This window comes from Streptomyces sp. NPDC045998, from assembly GCF_056430285.1.
This window is the reverse complement of record NZ_JBWKLJ010000002.1, coordinates 201,064-221,104: the sequence shown is the minus strand read 5'-3', so window position 1 is coordinate 221,104 and position 20,041 is coordinate 201,064. Positions and strand designations below refer to the sequence as shown.

The 20,041-nt window shown below is 72.0% G+C and carries 19 protein-coding genes; 11 read left to right on the top strand and 8 right to left on the bottom strand.

Annotated elements, in window-relative coordinates; all coding sequences use genetic code 11:
- Positions 1-3: 3 nt before the first annotated feature.
- The 5 genes from AC07FJ_RS05930 to AC07FJ_RS05910 form a co-directional block, all read right to left on the bottom strand.
- A complete protein-coding gene (locus tag AC07FJ_RS05930; protein WP_479045706.1) occupies positions 4-810 on the bottom strand; it encodes an MlaE family ABC transporter permease in 807 nt (268 codons plus the stop codon).
- Positions 811-812: 2 nt separating this feature from the next.
- Positions 813-1,742 carry an MlaE family ABC transporter permease gene (locus AC07FJ_RS05925; protein ID WP_479045703.1) on the bottom strand — a complete coding sequence of 310 codons (930 nt, stop codon included), beginning with the start codon at positions 1,740-1,742 and terminating at the stop codon, positions 813-815.
- Complete coding sequence (locus AC07FJ_RS05920; protein WP_479045701.1) at positions 1,739-2,719, bottom strand: ABC transporter ATP-binding protein; 981 nt, start codon at positions 2,717-2,719, stop codon at positions 1,739-1,741. Before AC07FJ_RS05920 ends, AC07FJ_RS05925 begins: the two co-directional genes overlap by 4 nt.
- A 201-nt stretch (positions 2,720-2,920) precedes the next feature.
- On the bottom strand, positions 2,921-4,537 hold the full coding sequence (locus AC07FJ_RS05915; RefSeq protein WP_479045698.1) for a DUF6801 domain-containing protein: 1,617 nt from the start codon (positions 4,535-4,537) through the stop codon (positions 2,921-2,923).
- Positions 4,538-4,692: 155 nt separating this feature from the next.
- Positions 4,693-5,346: a hypothetical protein gene (locus AC07FJ_RS05910; RefSeq protein ID WP_479045696.1), complete on the bottom strand. Its 654-nt coding sequence runs from the start codon at positions 5,344-5,346 to the stop codon at positions 4,693-4,695.
- A gap of 631 nt (positions 5,347-5,977) precedes the next feature.
- On the opposite strand from AC07FJ_RS05910, the gene AC07FJ_RS05905 reads away from it, so the two are divergent.
- The 4 genes from AC07FJ_RS05905 to AC07FJ_RS05890 all read left to right on the top strand — a co-directional run bounded on the left by AC07FJ_RS05905 (position 5,978) and on the right by AC07FJ_RS05890 (position 10,256).
- Positions 5,978-7,195 carry a PucR-like N-terminal domain-containing protein gene (locus AC07FJ_RS05905; protein ID WP_479045694.1) on the top strand — a complete coding sequence of 406 codons (1,218 nt, stop codon included), beginning with the start codon at positions 5,978-5,980 and terminating at the stop codon, positions 7,193-7,195.
- Positions 7,196-7,360: 165 nt separating this feature from the next.
- Positions 7,361-7,621 carry a hypothetical protein gene (locus AC07FJ_RS05900; protein ID WP_361415506.1) on the top strand — a complete coding sequence of 87 codons (261 nt, stop codon included), beginning with the start codon at positions 7,361-7,363 and terminating at the stop codon, positions 7,619-7,621.
- Positions 7,622-7,651: 30 nt separating this feature from the next.
- Positions 7,652-8,089 carry an N-acetyltransferase family protein gene (locus tag AC07FJ_RS05895; protein ID WP_479045692.1) on the top strand — a complete coding sequence of 146 codons (438 nt, stop codon included), beginning with the start codon at positions 7,652-7,654 and terminating at the stop codon, positions 8,087-8,089.
- Between the two features lie 94 nt (positions 8,090-8,183).
- Positions 8,184-10,256 (top strand): MDR family MFS transporter, encoded by a 2,073-nt coding sequence (locus AC07FJ_RS05890; protein WP_479045689.1) that lies wholly within the window; start codon positions 8,184-8,186, stop codon positions 10,254-10,256.
- A gap of 110 nt (positions 10,257-10,366) precedes the next feature.
- On the opposite strand, the gene AC07FJ_RS05885 is transcribed toward AC07FJ_RS05890, so the two are convergent.
- Positions 10,367-10,816, bottom strand: a complete 450-nt coding sequence (locus AC07FJ_RS05885) for a YchJ family protein (protein WP_479045686.1) — start codon at positions 10,814-10,816, stop codon at positions 10,367-10,369.
- Between the two features lie 228 nt (positions 10,817-11,044).
- On the opposite strand from AC07FJ_RS05885, the gene tgmA reads away from it, so the two are divergent.
- The 5 genes from tgmA (at position 11,045) to AC07FJ_RS05860 (ending at position 16,086) form a co-directional block, all read left to right on the top strand.
- Positions 11,045-11,245, top strand: coding sequence for a putative ATP-grasp-modified RiPP (gene tgmA / locus AC07FJ_RS05880; protein ID WP_468283674.1), 201 nt, complete (start codon positions 11,045-11,047; stop codon positions 11,243-11,245).
- Between the two features lie 18 nt (positions 11,246-11,263).
- On the top strand, positions 11,264-12,205 hold the full coding sequence (tgmB, locus tag AC07FJ_RS05875) for an ATP-grasp ribosomal peptide maturase (RefSeq protein WP_479045684.1): 942 nt from the start codon (positions 11,264-11,266) through the stop codon (positions 12,203-12,205).
- 48 nt (positions 12,206-12,253) lie between these two features.
- Entirely contained in the window at positions 12,254-12,760 is a 507-nt protein-coding gene (locus AC07FJ_RS05870; RefSeq protein WP_479045681.1) for an EF-hand domain-containing protein, read from the top strand.
- 164 nt (positions 12,761-12,924) lie between these two features.
- Entirely contained in the window at positions 12,925-14,727 is a 1,803-nt protein-coding gene (locus tag AC07FJ_RS05865; protein ID WP_479045679.1) for a hydroxysqualene dehydroxylase, read from the top strand.
- A 30-nt stretch (positions 14,728-14,757) separates the two neighbouring features.
- The gene (locus tag AC07FJ_RS05860) at positions 14,758-16,086 is read left to right on the top strand and encodes a 6-phospho-beta-glucosidase (RefSeq protein WP_479045677.1); all 1,329 of its coding nucleotides are present in this window, start codon (positions 14,758-14,760) and stop codon (positions 16,084-16,086) included.
- A 112-nt stretch (positions 16,087-16,198) separates the two neighbouring features.
- On the opposite strand, the gene AC07FJ_RS05855 is transcribed toward AC07FJ_RS05860, so the two are convergent.
- Entirely contained in the window at positions 16,199-16,414 is a 216-nt protein-coding gene (locus AC07FJ_RS05855) for a hypothetical protein (protein ID WP_479045675.1), read from the bottom strand.
- 122 nt (positions 16,415-16,536) lie between these two features.
- Between AC07FJ_RS05855 and AC07FJ_RS05850 the strand changes: the two genes are divergently transcribed.
- Positions 16,537-17,118 (top strand): TetR/AcrR family transcriptional regulator, encoded by a 582-nt coding sequence (locus tag AC07FJ_RS05850; RefSeq protein ID WP_479045673.1) that lies wholly within the window; start codon positions 16,537-16,539, stop codon positions 17,116-17,118.
- 153 nt (positions 17,119-17,271) lie between these two features.
- Entirely contained in the window at positions 17,272-19,194 is a 1,923-nt protein-coding gene (locus tag AC07FJ_RS05845) for a M64 family metallopeptidase (RefSeq protein WP_479045670.1), read from the top strand.
- A 2-nt stretch (positions 19,195-19,196) separates the two neighbouring features.
- On the opposite strand, the gene AC07FJ_RS05840 is transcribed toward AC07FJ_RS05845, so the two are convergent.
- Positions 19,197-20,021 carry an SAM-dependent methyltransferase gene (locus tag AC07FJ_RS05840; RefSeq protein WP_479045668.1) on the bottom strand — a complete coding sequence of 275 codons (825 nt, stop codon included), beginning with the start codon at positions 20,019-20,021 and terminating at the stop codon, positions 19,197-19,199.
- Between the last annotated feature and the right edge of the window lie 20 nt (positions 20,022-20,041).

The window sequence follows — 20,041 nt, the reverse complement described above, 5'->3', positions numbered from 1 at the left end:
TGTTCATCCGGCCACCTTCACGGTCGTGGTCGCGCCCCAGATGGCGAGCGAGAGGAAGAAGTCGGTGACGCTGATCAGCACGATGGCGTTGCGTACGGAGCGGCCGACGGCGACCCCGACGCCCGCCGGGCCGCCGTGGGCGTGGAAGCCGTAGTAGCAGTGCGCGAGGATCACCATCACGCTGAAGATCAGCACCTTGAGGATGGAGAGCAGCACGTCGTCCGGGGAGAGGAAGAGGGCGAAGTAGTGGTCGTACGTGCCCGCCGACTGGCCGTTGAAGAGCACGGTGACCGCGCGGGAGGCGGCGTACGAGGACAGCAGGCCGATCGCGTAGAGCGGGATGATCGCGACGACGCCCGCGATGATGCGGGTGGTGACGAGGTACGGCATCGAGCGCAGGCCCATCGCTTCGAGGGCGTCGACCTCCTCGTTGATGCGCATCGCGCCGAGCTGCGCGGTGAAGCCGGCGCCGACGGTGGCGGAGAGGGCGAGTCCGGCGACGAGCGGGGCGATCTCGCGGGTGTTGAAGTAGGCGGAGACGAAGCCGGTGAAGGCGGAGGTGCCGATCTGGTTCAGCGCGGCGTACCCCTGGAGACCGACGACGGTTCCCGTGAACAGCGTCATGGCGACCATCACGCCGATGGTTCCTCCGATGACGCCGAGGCCGCCGCTGCCGAAGGCCACCTCGGCGAGGAGGCGTTGGACCTCCTTCAGGTAGCGGCGCAGGGTGCGCGGGATCCAGAGCAGCGCCTTGACGTAGAAGAGGAGCTGGTCGCCGGAGCGGTCGAGCCAGGCGAGGGGCGAGGCCATGGTCAGGCCCCCTTCGCCGGGACGATCTGGAGGTAGATCGCGGTGAGCACCATGTTGACGAAGAAGAGGAAGAGGAAGGTGATGACGACGGACTGGTTGACGGCGTCGCCGACACCCTTGGGTCCGCCGCGCGGATTCAGGCCCCGGTGGGCGGCGACGATGCCGGCGAGGAAGCCGAAGATCAGCGCCTTGATCTCGCTGATCCAGAGGTCGGGCAGTTGGGCGAGGGCGGAGAAGCCGGAGAGGTACGCGCCCGGGGTGCCGCCCTGCATGACGACGTTGAAGAAGTAGCCGCCGAGGGTGCCGACGACGGAGACCATGCCGTTGAGGAGCACCGCGACGAGCATGGTCGCGAGCACGCGGGGCACGACGAGCCGCTGGACGGGCGAGACGCCCATGACCTCCATGGCGTCGAGCTCCTCGCGGATCTTCCGCGAACCGAGGTCGGCGCAGATGGCGGAGCCGCCGGCGCCGGCAATGAGCAGGGCCACGATCAGCGGACTGGCCTGCTGGATGACGGCGAGGACGCTGGCGCCGCCGGTGAACGACTGGGCGCCGAGCTGCTGGGTGAGCGAGCCGACCTGGAGCGCGATGACCGCGCCGAACGGGATCGACACCAGGGCGGCGGGCAGGATGGTGACGCTCGCGACGAACCAGAACTGCTCGACGAACTCCCGGAACTGGAAGGGCCGCCGGAAGATGTCGCGGGACACGGTGGCGGCGAGCGCGAAGAGCTTGCCGCTCTCGCGGAGCGGCGCGAGCAGGCGTGAGGGCACCGGGGTTTGGGGGTAGGGGGTCTCGGCGGCCGACCGGGATTCGGGCGATCCGGGCTCGGGCGATCCGGGCTCGGGCGGTGCGGGCTCGGGCGGTGCGGGCTCGGGCGCCGGGACCTCGACGTGCCGGGCGCCGGGCGCCGGGTGTTCGGGGGTCATGAGGCGGGACCGCCGGCTGGGGCGTAACTGCGCAGGATGGCCGACCTGGCGGCTTCCGGGAGGTCCGACAGCATCCCGAGGACCCTCTCGCGACGGCGCAGTACGGCCGCGCGGGCCGGCATGCCGGGCGAGGGCTCCAACTGCGGTGCCAGCGGCCGGGGGTGCGGCGGGTACGGAGCGGAGGCGCGCTGTTCGCGCGCGAGGGTCGCGGCGTCCTTCTCCTCCGACATGCCGATCGGCCCCTCGCGCCGTCCGGCGAGGAATTGAGCCACGACCGGCTCGTCACTGGTGAGCAGCACCTCGCGCGGCCCGAAGGTGACGAGTCGGCGCCGGAAGAGCATCCCCATGTTGTCGGGAACGGTCGCCGCGATGTCGAGATTGTGCGTGACGATGAGCATCGTCGCGTCGATCTGCGCGTTCAGGTCGATGAGCAGCTGCGAGAGATACGCGGTGCGCACGGGGTCGAGCCCGGAGTCGGGCTCGTCGCACAGGATGATGTGCGGGTCCAGGACCAGCGCCCGGGCCAGGCCCGCGCGTTTGCGCATGCCGCCGGATATCTCGCCGGGGAGTTTCCCTTCGGCGCCGACGAGTCCGACCATGTCCATCCGCTCCATGACGATGCGGCGGATCTCGGACTCCTTCTTGCGGGTGTGTTCGCGGAGCGGGAACGCGACGTTGTCGAAGAGCGTCATCGAGCCGAAGAGGGCTCCGTCCTGGAACATCAGACCGAAGAGCTTGCGGGTTTCGTAGATGTCGCGTTCCGGGCTGTTGACCATGTCGACACCGTTGATGAGGACGCGGCCGCGCTCGGGTTTGACGAGCCCGATGATGGATTTCAGGAAGACGGTCTTCCCCGTGCCGGAGGGCCCGAGCATGACGCTTACCTCACCGGCGGGCAGGGTGAGGGTCACGTCCTGCCAGATGTTCTGTTTGCCGAAGGATTTGGTGAGCCCTTCGACGACCACTTCTGTTCCCATCCCACCACAACTCCAGACAGACGCCGCTCGTGCTGAGGAAGTGACAAAAGTGCACCGGGGAAAGCGCACGTTACGGTGACGGTGAAGGCACGGACAAGCGTTCCGCCGGCGCTTTCCGGGGTGACCCGCGCGTTTGTCATCGCGTGACAAATCCGCCGGCGGAATTTGTCGCCCGGTGCGTATCGGCCGGGCCGCCCCGCCTCAGCGCTCGGGCCGCGGCCTCGGCGGGTCGGGGCAGTGCGGGCTGCCGGGCGCGCAGAGCGGGCCCTGCGTCATCTTCATGTAATTGCCCGTACCGGAGAGCGACGCGGTGAAGAGCCGGTCCAGGTCCTCCCCCGCCCGAACGCCCGCCCGAACTCCCGCGCCCGCCCCTGCGCCCGTTCCTGTTCCGGCGCCTGCTCCCGCCCGGCAGCCGCGGAAGTCCGGGAGCGTCGCGGTGGCCGTCAGCGGTCCGCCACCGGCGACGGTGTACCCGTGGGGCCGGCCGTCGACGTCGTTGTAGCCGCGGCCGGTCAGGACCAGGTCCATGGGGCGGGCCGAGCGGCAGCGGGGGCCGACGTCGAGCGGGGTGCCGTTGACCTTCACGTCGTACAGCCGGATCCACACCTTGCCGGTGACCGTGGAGACCTCCGGCTGCCGCCCCTGCTCGTCCAGGGGGTAGCCGTGGGTGACGATCTCCATCGGCCCGACCGCGGTCAGCTCCACGGTGGCGGTGGTGGGCATGAAGCCGAAGGTGAGGAAGGTCGAGGTCGCGGGCGGGAGTTGCGGCTTTCCGCGGTGGTCGAACCGGACATCGCTGTAGATGGCGAAATACGGCCCTTCGGGAGGGTTGCAGACGAGCAGCTGATAGGCCTTCAGCATGTTCACGCGCAGCATGCCCGGCTCTTTGAGGAAAATGGCCCCGCCGAGCTTCCGGACATTCGAGTAGCCGGCGATGTACCCGTGCGCCGGAGTCGGTTCCAGGGGGAAGGGCGGTTCTTCGACACATTCCCTGCCGTCCCCCTTTCCGCCGGCCCTTCCGCCGGCCCCGCCGTCGGCCTTTCCGTCGGCCTTGCCGCCCCCGGGCTCTTCGCCGCGGCCGGGCTGCCGCGCCGGGCCGCCCGGCTCCTCCACCACCGGAGGCCTCGGCCGCTCCCCCGGGCCGGGCCCGGGCGGCGTCGCGGGGGCGGTCGCCGCCGTCACGGCGACCCGCGCGAACTCCGTCTTCTCGCCCGGCTCGGGTGTGCAGGCGAGGGACAGGTTCGGTGGTGTGGTGGGCATGTCGTCCGCCCCCCGCGCCAGCAGGTCCAGCGAGACGGCCCCGGCCGAGAAGGCGAGTTCACCCTCGGAACGGGCGGTGACCGTCGGCACGGCGCCCCGTGCCTCGATCGTGTACGCGCCCTGCGCGGGCACGGCCGTCTCCGGGGCCGACAGTTGCGCCCAGGGCGCCTCCACGGCCTCGGCATCCGGGGCGTCCTGGGTGACGAGCGTGGTGAGGCGGACAACGCCACCGGTCTTCGCCGCCCCCACTGCGGCGAGATCGGCGACCGCCTCCGGCGACAGCCGCACGCCCACGGTGACGAACTCCGGCTGAACGGGCCGTCCGGCCCGCACCTGCCGGGGCAGGACCGCCGAGATCCGTACCGTCGCCGCCCGCTCCCCGCCGCCGCCCGGCAGGACGCAGCGGTAGGCGAGGGCCCGGTCCACGGTCTGCCCGCCCTCGTCGGCGGCGGCGCCCGTACCGACACCTGTACCGGGAACGAGCCCCGCCACCAGTACGACGGCCCCCATCGCCACCGTACGGCGCAGGCCCCGTCGCCCGTGCGCTGCCTCGCTCATACCGTCGCGCCCTCTCTCGAAGTCCCGAAGCCCGAAGTCCCGAAGCCAGGAGTCCCGAAGCCAGGAGTCCCGAAGCCCGGAGTCCCGACCGCGCGGCCGGACGTGAGCCGTCCGCGCGGCGGGGCAGCAGTCGGCCGTCCGCCCCTCGACGGGCCTTACGGGCTGGTGACCGTGAGGATGGGCGTGACCTTGTACTGGGCGCGGAACGTCGCCACGTTGCCGTTGTTCAGCAGACCGGCGCACGCACCGGTGACCTCGGAGATCGTCAGGGCGGGCGTCGCGTCGTCCGCGATGCTCAGGACACCGGTGGCGTTCGTGTACGAACCGGTGTTGGCCGCCCCCTTGATGCGTGCGGAACAGGTACCGGCGATGCTGGTGCCGGTCAGCTTGACGTCGATGGCGGTGATGTTGCCCTTGGTCACACCCGCGCTGTACGTGGTGCCGTTGAGCGACATGGGGGCGTTGCTCGTGGCGATCCAGGTGGAGCCGAGCGGGCCGGTGCACTTGGAGGCCGAGTTGCCGAAGGTGGCGTTCTGGATGATGGCCAGGCCGATGCCGTCGGAGTCGACGCCGTCCACGGCGGTGCCGGACGCGGCGATGGTCCGACAGGTGACCTGCGCGCCGGTGGACTTGTTGGTGAGCACCGCCGTCGTCCCGGCGACGTTCACGGCGGTGAACTTGTCGTCGGCGGCGGGGTTGGTGACGGTCCACGAGGCCTGTGCGGCCGCCGAGGCGTTGGTGGCGGTGACTCCGGCCGCGCCGAGGAGCGCGGCGGCGGCGATGGCGGACAGTTTCGTCATGCGTCGCATGGGTGTTCCCTCCTGGGGATTCGGGCGTACCCGATGGACCGCTTTCCGTCCCCGCGCGGCTCTTTCGGGTGGGAGGTACGGAAAGCGTGAGCGGCTCACTTCTCAGAACGCGGCGCCGATATGTCCCGCTCCATCGGCCGCCGGGCGTAAGCACCTTGCGCCAGTGACGCTACGAGCGGGTAACCAAGCGCGCAATACTCGGCCGACGGTTTTCCGCGGCGCCCTTACTCGCCGGTATTTTCTTGTCGTCACCGGAGCAGATCGCCACGCTTTCTTGTTGAGAAGTGAGCAGCTCCCCGTCGCTCCCGCCTTCGGCCCTCGCCGGGTCCGGCCACCCGCCAGGCCACCCCGGGGCCGCCCTCGACAACCCCCGGCCATCCGCCCGGCCGCCCCTGGCCAACCCCCGCCACCGTCCGGCCGCCGCCCCGCCACCGTCCGGCTTCGGCCAAATCACCGCGGCGGACCCCCGGCGGCTGTCCCAACTACTGCGCGGCCCGGACCTCCTGGACTATGTTCGGGCCCCCACGAAGTGCCACCGGAAGTGCTCGGACCGTCGATCCGCGGGAGCGCTCTCACCGCCCACGCCCGCTCCCACCCCCACCGGACGTCCGGAGAACGAGGGGACAGCCGCATGCCCAGAACCACCCAGCCGTCGGACGCGGGCGAGCCGCTGGGGCAGCTCCCCCAGGAGTTCGCCGCCATCATCAGGCCCGAACTGCCCAGCCTGGTCAAAGAGATCGGCATCGAGGTCACCCGGGCCTATCCCGAGTACGCGCGATTACTCAACGGCCCTTACCGGCAGGCGCTCCAGTACGGCGTCGAGCAGAACATCGCCGCCTTCGCCGAGCGTGTCGCCTCCCCTTCCGCCCCCACGACGCTGCGCGACGAAGTGTGCCGCCGGTTCGGCCGGTTCGAGGCGTACGAGGGCCGGAGCCTGGAGACCCTCCAGGGCGCGTACCGCCTCGGCGCCCGGGTCGCGCTGCGGCGTGCGAAGAAGGTCGGCCGGCGCTACAACCTCTCCCCGACGCTGCTGCTGAGCTTCGCCGACGCCCTCTTCGCGTACGTCGACGAGCTGGAAGCGCTCTCCCGCGAGGGCTACCTGGAGGTGCGGGCGCAGGCCGACGCGCGCTCGGAGCTGCTGCGGAGAAGGCTGCTGCACCTCGTGCTGTCGGGGCCGCCCCTGCCGCGTACCGCCCTCACCGAGTTGTGCGAGCAGACGGGCTGGACGCTGCCCGAGCTGGTCACCCCGGTGGCGCTGCGCTCCCCCGCAACGCTCTCCCCGTCGGTGCTGGACAACGATGTCCTGCTGGACCCGGCCGACCCGCAGCCGCTGCTGCTCATTCCCGGCGCCGTGGACGACGCCCGCCGCCGCATGCTGGAGGCGGCGCTGCCGACCGTACGCGCCGCCGTGGGCCTCACCCTGCCGACCGCCTCCGCCGCCGACTCGCTGCGCTGGGCTCGGCGCGTGCTGGAGCTCATCGACGCGGAGGCCATCGAGGACCGGGCGCTCGTCTTCTGCGCGGACCACCTGGTGACGTTGTGGCTGCTCGCCGATCCCGCGCTCACCGAACAGCTCGCCGAACGCGAACTGGCGCCGCTCGCCGAGCTCACCCCGACCCGCCGCTCCCGGCTCGTCGAGACGTTGCGGGTCTGGCTGGAAACCCGCGGTACGGCGGCCCAGATGGGCCGGCTCCTGGAGGTGCACCCCCAGACGGTGCGCTACCGGATGCGGAGCCTGGAGCACCGGCTGGGCGGGCGGCTCACCGATCCGGAGGCCCGGTTCGCGCTGGAGGCGGTGCTGCGGGCCCTCCATCTGCGGAGCGGGCGGCCGGGCGGCCGGGGCCGCTGATCGGAGGGCTCACGCGCCCGTGACTGGTGCGCCCGGGTGAGAAACGGTTGCAGCACAGATACAAACCCGCGGGAAAACCGGGATACGCGTCCTGTACTCATGGAGGGAGCACCGCATCGGACCGCTGCCACCGAGCAGCGGGCAGCAAGCAGCAAAGGACCTGACGTGACCGCCTCGCCCCTCGTGCCCGTCCCGATCCCCGACCGTGTCGCCGCCCTGATCGGGTCGTGCATGCCGATCGGCATCCTGCAGGCGGAGATCGACGCCGAGTGCGCGGCCCGCGAGGTCCGCCGCTTCCGCTTCCCCATGTGCCAGGAGGACCAGGCGGACCGCGAGCACGCGCTGGCGCTGCTGGCCAGGGCCAACAAGGTGCTCGGCGCGTACAACCCGGGCCTGCTCCTGCGGCCGGGCGGGGCCGCCCTCTGAGCCCGCCGGGGCGCGTGCCACAGTGATCCCATGATCACCACGGGAAAGCTGGAGCCGTCCGACCGGGAAGCCTGGGAGGCGCTCTTCCGCGCGTACATCGACTTCTACCAGAGGGTGGAGCCGCCGCAGATGTACGAGCGGGCCTGGCGTGAGTTCCAGGCCGACACACGGATGCACGCCCTCGGGGCCCGGCTGGACGGCCGCCTCGTGGGCATCACGCACTTCTTCGTGCACGCCAACACCTCGGGTCCGGACGTGTGTTACCTCCAGGACCTGTTCACCGCGGCCGACGTACGCGGCAGGGGGGTGGCGCGGGCGCTGATCGCCGCCGTGACGGAGTGGGCGCGCGAGCAGGGCTGCGTACGGGTGTACTGGAACACGCACGAGTCCAACGCGACGGCCCGGCGGCTTTACGACAAGGTGGCCGAGAACCGGGGCTTCATCCGGTACCAGATCGAACTCACCTAGGGCCTGATCCCGAAGACACCCCCAGGCGCGCGCCCGTCACCGGTCCGGACCGTGCCCGCATGCGGCGGTGCCCTGCCGGTGTGAGGGTGCAAGCGTGACGACGACGACCACGCAGCAGGCACCGGTGGCGGCGCCGCCGGTGCTCGACGCCCGGCAGCGGAACGTCGTCTTCGTGACGATCATGCTCGGGGTGCTGCTGGCCGCGCTCGACCAGACGATCGTCGGCACGGCGCTGCCCACGATCGTCGCGGACCTGGGCGGCGCCGCGCACATGTCGTGGGTCGTCACCGCGTACCTGCTGGCGGAGACGGTCGCCACCGTCCTGGTCGGCAAGTTCGGCGACCTCTTCGGGCGGAAGGTCGTCTTCCAGGTCTCCGCGGTCGTCTTCGTCGCCGGTTCCTTCCTGTGCGGCCTGGCCGCCAACATGCCGCTGCTGATCCTCTGGCGCGGGGTGCAGGGCGTCGGCGCGGGCGGGCTGATGGTGACGTCCATGGCGCTGATCGCGGACGTCATCCCGCTGCGCGAGCGCGGGAAGTACCAGGGCGCGATCGGCGCGGTCTTCGGGGTGTCGACGGTGATCGGACCGCTGCTCGGCGGGCTGTTCACCGATCACCTGTCCTGGCGGTGGGCGTTCTACGTCAACGTCCCCATCGCCGTCGTCGTGGTGCTCGCCGCCGCCCGCACCATCCCGTCCGTCAGGTCGGCGTCCCGGCCGGTCATCGACTACCCCGGCATCGCCCTCGTCGCGGTCGGCGCGAGCGCGCTGATCCTCGCCACCAGCTGGGGCGGCAACGAGTACGCGTGGGGCTCGCCGGTCATCGTCGGGCTGTTCGTGGGCGGGGTCGTCGCGCTCGGGCTGTTCTGCGTGGCCGAGACGCGGGCCGTGGAGCCGATGCTGCCGATGCGGCTGTTCGGCAATCCCGTCTTCACCGTGTGCTCGGTGCTCAGCTTCATCGTGGGCTTCGCCATGCTCGGCGCGATGATCTTCCTGCCGTCGTACCTCCAGTACGTCGACGGCGACTCGGCCACCGTCTCCGGCGTCCGTACGCTGCCCCTGGTCATCGGGCTGCTCATCGCCTCCGTCTACAGCGGCAACGTGACCAGCAAGACCGGCCGGTACCGGGTCTTCCCGATCGTCGGCTCGCTGGTGATGGCGGTCGGGCTCTACCTGCTGTCCCTGATGGGGCGCGGGACGGACGCCTGGCTGGAGTCGCTGTACATGTTCGTGCTCGGCATCGGGATCGGCCTGTGCATGCAGGTGCTGACGATCGCCGTGCAGAACACCGTGGAGTACGCGGACCTTGGCACGGCCACCTCGGGCGTGACCTTCTTCCGCACGCTCGGCATGTCCTTCGGTACGGCGGTCTTCGGGACGATCTACGCCAACGCCCTGGCGCCGAACCTGCGGGAGGGCATCGGCGAGGCGGTGGCGGACGTTCCGGATTCGGCGGCCCCGGCGGAGGCGGCGGCGCTGGCCCGCGCGGCGCTCAGCCCGCAGGGCGTGCACGGCCTGCCGGCCGAGCGGGCGGTGCCGCTGATCGAGGCGTACGCGGACACCCTGCACACCGTGTTCCTGTGGACGGTACCGGTGGCCGTGGCCGGCTTCGCCGTGTCGCTGTTCCTGCGGCAGGTACGGCTGCGGGACGCGGCGCGCGTCACGGCGTCGGACATGGGCGAGGGCTTCTCGTCACCGGTGGCGACGGCGGACTCGGCGCGGCTGCTGGAGCTGTCGGTGGGCAGGCTGCTGCGCCGGGTGGACCTGACGACGGTGCGGCGGGTGATCGAGGACTCCGACACGCGGCTGGACGTGGCGGGCGCGTGGGCGGTGATGCAGGTGGAGCTGTTCACCCGCCTGGTGGGGCACGCGAGCCTGGGGCTGATCGCGGCGCGGCGGCGGGTGCCTCCGGAGGTGCTCGTTCCGGTCTTCGACCGGATGGTCGAGGAGGGGTACCTGACCCGGGCCGGGCACCTGTTCTCCCTCACCCAGGCGGGGGCGCGGGAGGCCGCGGTGATCAGCGAGGCGTGGGCACGCTGGCTGACGGACCGGCTCGAACGGGACAGCGACAGCCCGAGCGGCCCGGAGCTGCGGGCGGCGACGGACACGATCGCCAAGCGCATGCTGGCGGAGGACCTGGCGTCGGCCGACACCGCGCGGACCGGCGCCTGACCGGCGCCTGACCGGCGCCTGACCGGCGCCTGACCGGCGCCTGACCGGCGCCTGACCGGTGTCCGGCCCAGTGCCTGACCGGTGTCCGGCCAGTGCGCGGTCAGGGCTGATCAGTCGATGAACGTCCCGTCCACGTAGACCCAGGCCCCGTCCTCCTTCTCGAACCGGCTCCGCTCGTGGAGCGCGCCGGGCTCTCCCCCGTGGGTGTAGCGGGCGACGAAGGTGACGGTGCCGGTCGTGTGGAACAGGGTGCCGTCCGTGGCCTCGGTGACCTCCAGCCCCGTCCAGCGCATGTCGGGGTCGAACTCCACGCGCGGCGGCCTCGTACGCGCGGCCCAGGTGCGCAGCAGGTACGGCTCGTCGCGGACGACGAAGGCGCTGTAGCGGGAGCGCATCAGCGACTCCGCGGTCGGGGCGTGGGCCTCCCCCGCGTGGAACCGTCCGCAGCAGGCCCCGTACGCGTCCCCACGCCCGCAGGGGCAGGGCGCGTCGGCCCGTACGGCGGAGACCGCCGGTGCGGGGCGCGGTGGGGTGGTACGTCGGGGGGTACGTCGGGCCATACGCCCCATTCTGCCCCGACGCGCCGGAGCGGGCGCCGCCGGGTCGCGCGCCGCCGGGAACCGGGCGACGCGCAAGGAGAGTTCATGAGCCGACGGGGAAAACGTACGGGGACCGCCCACACGCCGCCGTGGCACACAGTCACGAGAACCCTACAGGTTGGCTGCGTACTGTCATACGGATCGAGAGCCGGCACCACGATGAACGAGATGATGAGACGAGGGAGAGCCATGCACCCTTTCGCTTACGCCTACGCCCGTCCGCAGGAGAGCGCGGACGACGTCGACGTCACGGAGCTGTACACCTACGATGCCGCACGCCAGCTGAACGTGCTGCCGGACGGCCGCCCCGCCATCGCCGAGCCCGCGATCCTGCTGGCCGCCGGCACCACCACGTCCAAGGCCGGTTCCCAGACCCACTTCGACGACTGAGCGGCCGGCGGCCCGCTCATGACCGTACTGATCCTGACCAGCCCTCAGGACGTCACGGCCGACATGGTGGTGGACAAGCTGCAGGCCCGGGGCGTCCCCCTGGTCCGCCTGGATCCCGCCGACCTCCCGGGTGAGGTGGACCTGTCGGCCGAGTACGTACGCGGCGACTTCCACGGCTATCTGTCGGCGCAGGGCCGCATGGTCAGCTCCCGGGCCCTGCGCTCCATATGGATGCGCAGGCCCGGCGAGCCGGCGGCGCACGCGCCCGGGCGCTCGGACTGGCTCGGCGCCGAGACCGCGCAAGCGTTGTACGGAATGCTGTACTCCACCACGGCGCGCTGGATGAACCACCCCCGGCAGGCGGCGCAGGCCCGGCACAAGCCGTGGCAGCTGCGGCTCGCGCACCACAGCGGTTTCGCCGTGCCGCCCACCGTCATCACGACCTTCCCCCGGGTGGCGGAGGAGTTCGCGGCGACGTACGGGCCGGTCGTGGTCAAGTCCCTGTCGGGGCCGCCGCGCGGCGGGCCGCCGGTCGAGCTGCCGACCACGCTGCTCGGGCCCGGTACGGACTTCACCGGCGTCGCGGCCGGCCCCACCCTGCTCCAGCAGTACGTGCCCAAGCGGGCCGACCTGCGGGTCACCTATGTGGGCGGAAGGCTCTTCGCCGCCCGGAAGTCGTCCGCGCCCGGCCAGGTCGACGGGCGCTACGGCGACACCGGGCACCCCTGGCAGCCGGCCGAGGTGCCGGACCGGATCGTCCGGGGCGTGCGCGACTACACGGACCTGGCCGGACTGGCGTACGCCGCCTTCGACTTCGCCGAGGACGAGGAGGGGCTGTGGTGGTTCCTGGAGTGCAACCAGGGCGGGCAGTTCGGCTTCGTGGAGGCGGAGACGGGCCAGCCGATCGCCGAGGCGGTCGCCTCCTGGCTGGCGCCGCATCACCCGTCGGAGCGAACATGATCGACGGATCGCCCACCGGCGGCCGTGCGGGTGGCACGCTCTCGGAACATGACCGACACCAGCAGCAAGGCACACCTCTCGGCCCTCCGGGAGTTCCGGAGCATGGACGCGGACGGGGACGGCTCCGTCGGCCGCGACGACTTCCTGCGGGCCCCGCGCAGGCTCCTGAAGGAGCTCGGCATTCCGGAGGACGCGGGCAAGGGCCGCGCCCTCATGGACGCCAACGAGCGGCAGTGGGGCTTCCTGCTCTCGATCGCCGACAAGGACGAGGACGGCACCCTGACGGTCGACGAGTACACGGCCGCCCGCATCTCGCCCTCCTTCCGCGCCCCGCAACACCAAGGCGAGGGTGACGTCTCCGGGACACTGTTCGACGTCCTGGACGCGGACGGCGACGGCTCGATCGACCGCGACGAGTTCGTACGGGCGGCGGAATTCCTCGGCATGACCGCCGAGGAGGCCGGGGAGTACTTCGCGCGGCTCGACGCCGACGACAGCGGACGGGTCGACGGCAAGGAGTTCCTGAAGGCGGTGAAGCGCTTCTACACCAGCTGACCCCGGGCAACCCCCGGGCGACCCCCGGACGTCCTCGCCCCGCCCCGCCCTGGCGGAAACCGGCCAATGTGCTCCCCGTGCACTCCTGGTCGGTTCCGAGCCGGGCGGGGCGGCCCTATGCTCCTGCGACCAACGTGACCGTTACCGCGGGTAAGGGGTGGGGCATGGAGCGTACGGGTACGACACGGCGTGGTTTCGTGGCGGGGGCCGCAGCGGCGGCCGGTGCCGTGGGGGCGGGCCTCCTCCCGGCCGGCCCCGCAGCGGCCGCCGTCGCGCAGGGCTCGCCGGAGGCCGCGGCGGAGCGCGCGGCCGGCCGGTCCGTCGCGGTGTTCGGCGGCGGCGTCGCCGGGCTCACCGCCGCGCACGAGCTCGCGGAGCGCGGCTTCCGGGTGACCGTCTACGAACGGCGCGCGCTCGGCGGCAAGGCGCGCAGCTTCGACGTACCGGGCAGCGCGAAGGGCGGGCGCAGACCGCTCCCCGCCGAGCACGGGTTCCGGTTCATCCCGGGGATCTACCACAACCTGCCAGACACGATGCGGCGCATCCCGTACCCCGGCAACGCGCGCGGCGTCTTCGACAACCTCGTCGCACCGCCCGAGATGATGTTCGCCCGCACCGGCCGCGAGGACCTGCGGATGTCCATCCCCTGGCCCGGGCACAAGCCGGCCGCCCTCACGCTCGACGACATCCGCCGGGCGCTGACCGCCCTCGTCGAGACGGCCGCCGGGCTGCCGCCGCACGAGACCGCGTACTTCGTCAACCGCGCGCTCGTCTTCCTCACCAGCTGCGACGAGCGGCGCGACGAGGTGTGGGAGCGCACGCCGTGGTGGGACTTCACCCGGGCCGCGCGGATGTCGGAGACGTACCAGCGGATCCTCGCCATCGGCGTCACCCGCAACATCGTCGCGACGAAGGCCGAGGAGGCCAGCACCCGCACCGTCGGCACCCTCGGCGAGGCGTTCGTCTTCAACGCGCTCGGCCGCGGCGCGGACGGCCCGCCGGACCGTATCCTCAACGCCCCCACCAACGAGGCGTGGATCGACCCGTGGGAGGCCCATCTCCGCTCCCTGGGCGTGGACTTTCGGATCGGCTGGACGCTGCGCGAGGTGCTGTACGGGGACGGGCGGGTCGGCGGCGCGCTGGTCGAGGACCCGGACGGGGTGCGCGGAAACGTCACCGCGGACCACTACGTCTGCGCGCTGCCGGTCGAGCACGCCCGCCGCACCTGGGGTCCGGCACTGCGCGCGGCGGATCCGCAGCTGGCGCGGTGCGACAAGCTCCAGACGGACTGGATGACGGGCATCCAGTTCTATCTGACCGAGCGCCCGCCGCTCGTCCACGGCCACCTCAACTGCATCGACTCGCCCTGGTCGCTCACCGCCATCGCACAGGCCGAGCACTGGCCTCACCGGGACTTCCCCGCCGACTACGGTGACGGCGTGGCCGTGGACTGCCTGTCCGTCGACATCTCCGAGTGGGACAAGCCGGGGATCCTGTACGGGAAGACGGCCAAGCAGTGCACGCGCGAGCAGGTGGCCCGCGAGGTGTGGGCCCAGCTGAAGGCGGCGCTCAACGACACGGGCCGTACGGCGCTCAAGGACAGCGCGCTGCACTCCTGGTACCTGGACCCGGGCGTGGACGGCCTCGGCACCCCGAACCCGACCAACGAGGACGAGCTCCTCATCCACCCGGTCGGCACCTTCCACCACCGGCCGTCGGCCGCCACGGCGATCCCCAACTTCTACCTGGCGGGCGACTACGTCTCCGTCGACATCGACCTCGCGACGATGGAGGGCGCCAACGCCGCGGCCCGCCAGGCGGTCAACTCCCTGCTGGACCGCACGGGCTCGACGGCGCCCCGCTGCACGGTCAAGCCGCTGTTCCGCGCCCCGGAGATCGAGCTCCTCAAGCGCCACGACCGCACCCGCTACCGGCTGGGCCTGCGCAACGCCCTCGACCTGGGGTGACGTGGACGGCGTGCTTGTAGCGTTGCCGCCATGAAGCTAGCGATTCTGGGCGGTGGCGGTTTCCGCGTCCCGCTGGTGTACCGGGCGCTCCTCGGCGACCGCGGGCCGGGCCGGGTCACGCGCGTCACGCTGTACGACGTGGACGCGGGCCGGCTCGCGGCGATCGGCGGGGTGCTGGCCGAGCAGGCGGCGGGTGTCCCGGACGCGCCCGCGGTGAGCACCACCACGGATCTCGACGAGGCCCTGCGCGGCGCCGACTTCGTGTTCTCGGCGATCCGCGTGGGGGGTCTCGCGGGCCGGGCGGCCGACGAACGGGTGGCGCTCGCCGAGGGCGTGCTGGGCCAGGAGACGGTGGGCGCGGGCGGCATCGCGTACGGGTTGCGCACGGTGCCGGTCGCGACGGCGATCGCGCGGCGTGTCGCGGCGGTCGCCCCGGACGCGTGGGTCATCAACTTCACCAATCCGGCGGGGCTCGTGACGGAGGCCATGGCGCGGGTGCTCGGCGACCGCGTGATCGGCATCTGCGACTCCCCCGTGGGTCTGGGGCGGCGCGTGGCGCGGCTGCTGGGTGCCGACCCGGCGGAGGCGTGGTTCGACTACGTGGGCCTCAACCACCTGGGCTGGCTGCGCGGCGTCCGGGTGGGCGGGCGGGACGAGCTGCCGCGGCTGCTGGCGGACCCGGAGGCGCTGGGCTCCTTCGAGGAGGGCCGGCTCTTCGGCGCCGCGTGGCTGCGCTCGCTGGGCGCGATCCCGAACGAGTACCTGCACTACTACTACTTCAACCGCGAGGCGGCCTCGGCCTACCGGGGCGCCGAACGGACCAGGGGCGCCTACCTGCGCGACCAGCAGGCGGCCTTCTACGGCTCCCCGTCCCTCGCCACCTGGCACAGCACCCTCGCCGAGCGGGAGGCGACGTACATGGCGGCCAACCGGGCCGCCGCGGGCGCCGGGGAGCGGGCCGCGGAGGACCTGGAGCCCGGCGGTTACGAGCAGGTGGCGCTGGCGCTGATGCGGGCCATCGCGCGCGACGAGCGCGCCACCCTCATCCTGAACGTCCGCAACCGTACGACGCTGTCGGTGCTGGACGCCGACGCCGTGGTGGAGGTGCCCTGCCTCGTCGACGCCAACGGCGCCCATCCGGTGGCGGTGGCGCCGCTTCCGTACCACGCCGTCGGTCTGGTGACGGCGGTGAAGGCGGTGGAGCGCGAGGTGCTGGCGGCGGCGGAGAGCGGCTCGCGGGAGGCGGCGGTGAAGGCGTTCGCGCTGCACCCGCTGGTCGACTCGGTGGCGGTGGCGCGGCGGCTGCTGGACGCGTACGTGGCGGAGCACACGGGCCTGGCGTATCTGGCGAAATCCTAGGGCCCGTCTGGTGGATCATGTGACTTTCCGACTGGTCACTCGTTGGCTCCCGGAACCGAAGGACCAGTCCGCCCATGATCCGCCGAACAGTCCCCCAGCCACTCGCAGCGAGTCAGTTGCCGGCCGCCTTGCGAGCATCGTGAGCCCGCCCCGCGATGACCGCGCCGATCACGACGGCCAAGACGTACACGGTGATGCTCGCGGCGAAGCCTCCTGGTAACCAGCCCAGCAGGCCGGCGTTGTCGTGGTCGACGAGCTGGCGAATTGCGCCCTGGGCTCCGATGACGAGCAGCGCCATGCCGAGCACCTGGTAGAGGCCGTATTTCATGGGATCCTCTCCGTCTGATCGCGGTTTACCATGCACGTGCACTGTAAACCGATGGCACTCGTTTTACAATGCGATCGCATGGTGAAAGTGGCGAGGAAGGCGGCGGTACCGTGCCGAAGATCGTGGATCACGAAGCGCGCAGGACGCGCCTCGTCGAGGCCGTCTGGTCACTGGCCGTGCGCGGCGGCATCGAGCAGGTGTCGCTGCGAAAGGTAGCCGAGGAGGCGGGCGTCTCGATGGGCCAGGTCCAGCACTACTACTCCTCGATGCAGGCCCTGATCCGCGACGCCCTCGACCGAGCCGTACGGGCCGTCAACGCCACCATCGAGAACGCGGTCACCGCCGCCGGCACGACCAGCCCGGAGGCCATCCTCCGCGCCTGCCTCTACGCCCTGATCAGCCCGGCCCCAGAGAGCACACGGCTGATGCGCTTCGCGCTGGCGGCCGCGGGCCGGGCAGTCTCCGATCCGACGATGGCCAAGGTCCTGGCACCGGGCGACGACGAGCTGCTCACCTTCACCGCCGGCCTCATCGCGGCGGCCCGGGAGGAGCGGGGCAGCAAGCCGCGCCGCGAGGAACGTGCCGACGCCGACATCTGCTGGTCCCTCGCCACCAGCCTCGGCGTGGACATCGCCCTCGGCTACCGCACCCCAGAAGCCGCCGGACATCTCCTCGACCACCACATCGAGCAGGTCCTCCGCTAGGGGGTGTCCTGCCGATCTTGCCGGGCCCCCACGCACCCCTGCGCTGGTGGCACCGCCCCGTGCCCACCGACAAGATCCGCGGACAGGCCCTCACCGTGTGGCGCAACGGCGCTCTCTTTACCGCGCGTTGAGCGCACCGTACGCTCCGGCCCCATGGTCTCCCCACGCCTCGGACGGGCCGCCGCGCTGACCGGTGCGGCCGTCCTCCTCGCCACCGCGCTGGTGGGCGCCGGTCCGGCCACCGCCGGACAGCGCCCACCGGTCACCGAAGCCGCCACCGTCGTGCCCGTACAGACGACGGGTCCGGCCGACCAGCGGTTCAACCTGATCCTGCTCGGCGACGGATACACCGCCGAGCAGCTGCTCGAGTTCCGGGCGGACGTCGAGCGGCACCTCAACGTGCTGTGGAGCATCGAGCCGTTCGCGTCGTACCGCTCGTACGTCAACGTGTGGGCCGTGGAGGTCCCCTCGCGCGAGTCGGGCGTGGACTGCGATCCGGGGCTGGACGCCCCGCGCCGCGACACGCCGTTGGGGATGGGCTTCTGGGGCGGCTGCGACGCGGACAGCGTGCAGCGGCTGCTCACCGTGGACGGCGGCGCGGCGAACGCGCTCGCCGACCTCGTCCCCGGTACGACGGGCGCCAACCGGCAGATCGTCGCCCTCGCCCACAGCGACACCTACGGCGGCGCGGGCGGCACGTACGCCACCGCGTCCGGCGGCAACGCCCTGTCCGCCCTGATCACCCCGCACGAGATCGGCCATTCACTGGGCAGGCTCCAGGACGAGTACGACTACTACGCGCGGGGCGTCCCCGGTGGCGCGTACGAGGGCGGCGAGCCGGCGTCCGCACACCACACGGTGCTGTCCGAGGCCGCGATGCGGGACCGGCGGGCCAAGTGGTGGCGCTGGCTGGGCGAGGAGAGCGAGTCGGGCGGTGTCATCGGCCGTCACGAGGGCGGGCTGTACAGCACCACGGGGGTGGGACGCCCCAGCGCGCACTCGATGATGAAGACCCTGGGGTACGCCTTCGACCAGGTCGGCCGCGAGGTGATGGTCCAGGCCATCGCGTCGAAGGTGAACCTGGTGCAGAAGCACACCCCGAACACGGCGCCGCTCGGCGCGGACCGGACGGTCTGGGTGGAGACGCTGCATCCGAACGGTGGCGAGCTGGACGTGGCCTGGCGGCTGGACGGACGCCCGCTGCGGGCGCTGAGGGGGGTCCGGACGGTCGATCTGCGACGGCTGGACCTGGCCCGTGGGACCCACACGCTGACGGCGACGGTGACGGACCCGACGCCGTTCGTACGGGACCCGGCGGTGCGGGCCTCGTCCGCCCTGACCCGTACGGTCACGTGGACGGTGGACACGTCGGTGGTCACGGAGCCGGGTGTGGTGGTGCCGAGGTTCACCGGGCACACGGCGACCGACGCGCCCGTGGGCGCCTGGTCGGTGGTGTACGCCGACACCACCCATCCCGACGACCGGACGCTCGCGGTGCGGTGGTCGCTGGACGGGCGGCCCGTGGCGAACCCGGGCAACGACCGGGACCTGGACCTGTCGGCGTTGCGGCTGTCGCCCGGTACGTACACGCTGACGGCCCGGATCGCGGGCACCTCGGACCGGGAGGACTCGGGCTCGCAGGACGAACTGCGCTGGGCGGTGGACGCCACGGCGGCGACGGCGGCGTATGAACTCTCGGAGCCGCTGCGCACGGTGCGCCGGCCGGGGCGGCCTGACGAGTTCGTCTATGACGGGCCGTTCACGATGCGGCTCACCGCGCGCGACGACCAGGAGGGCTACGTCGTCCGCCAATTCCGTGTGGACGGTGACGGCTGGTACACCTACTACGGCTGGCCTACGGACGCGGACGCGCCCTTCCGTTTCACGCCGGGCGGGACGGAGATCGACGGCCTGGTGTACGGGAAGCTGGGCCGCGCGCGCGTGGTCCCGTGGGACGACGCCACGCCGGAGTACGGCACGCACACCGTGGAGTACCGGACGGTCGACGCGGCCGGGAACACCGGCGCGGCGGAGAGGTTCCTCGTCACGCTGGTGCCCCCGAAGGCTTCCCCGTAGGGCTACGGCTTGCGGGCGACGCCCGCGTAGCCCGGGATCGGCTCGTCGCCGGCGACCGGGACCACCTCGCCGAGCTCCGGGTGCCAGTCCGCCGTCAGCGACACCCCGGGCTCGACGAGCTCCAGGCCGTCGAAGAACCGCGCGAACTCCTCGCGCGTGCGCGGACGCAGGGTGAGGCCGCGCGCCGTGTACAGGGCGCGGGCCTTGGCGGCGCCCTCCGGGTCGAACTCGCCGGTCACGTGGGAGAGGACCAGGTAGCTGCCGGACGGGAGCTGCTCGACGAGCCGGTGGACCAGTTCGTACGCGCCGTCCTCGTCGTCCACGAAGTGCAGCAGGGCCAGCATGGACAGCGCGATGGGGCTGCCGAAGTCGAGGACCTTGCCCGCCCGCTCCAGGATGACCTCGGGCTCGCGCGCGTCCGCCTGGATGTACTCGGTGGCTCCCTCGGGGGTGGAACGCAGCAGCGCCTCGGCGTGCGCGAGGACGATGGGGTCGTTGTCGCAGTAGACGATCCGCGACTCGGGGGCCGTCTCCTGGGCGATCTGGTGGAGGTTGGGCTCGGTCGGGATGCCGGTGCCGATGTCCAGGTACTGGCGTACGCCCTGGGCGGCGAGCCACCGGATGGCGCGGTGCATGTAGGCGCGGTTGACCCGGGCCATGTCCCTGCCGCGCGCGTCGACGGTGAGGAGCTGCTTGGCCATCTCCTCGTCGACGGGGTAGTTGTCCTTACCGCCCAGGAACCAGTCGTACATACGGGCCGGGTGGGGCTTGCTCGTGTCGATGTGCACGGTGGCAGGCGGTACGGCGACAGGTTCTTGTCCGGTCATCGGGCGCTCCAGTGGTCGGC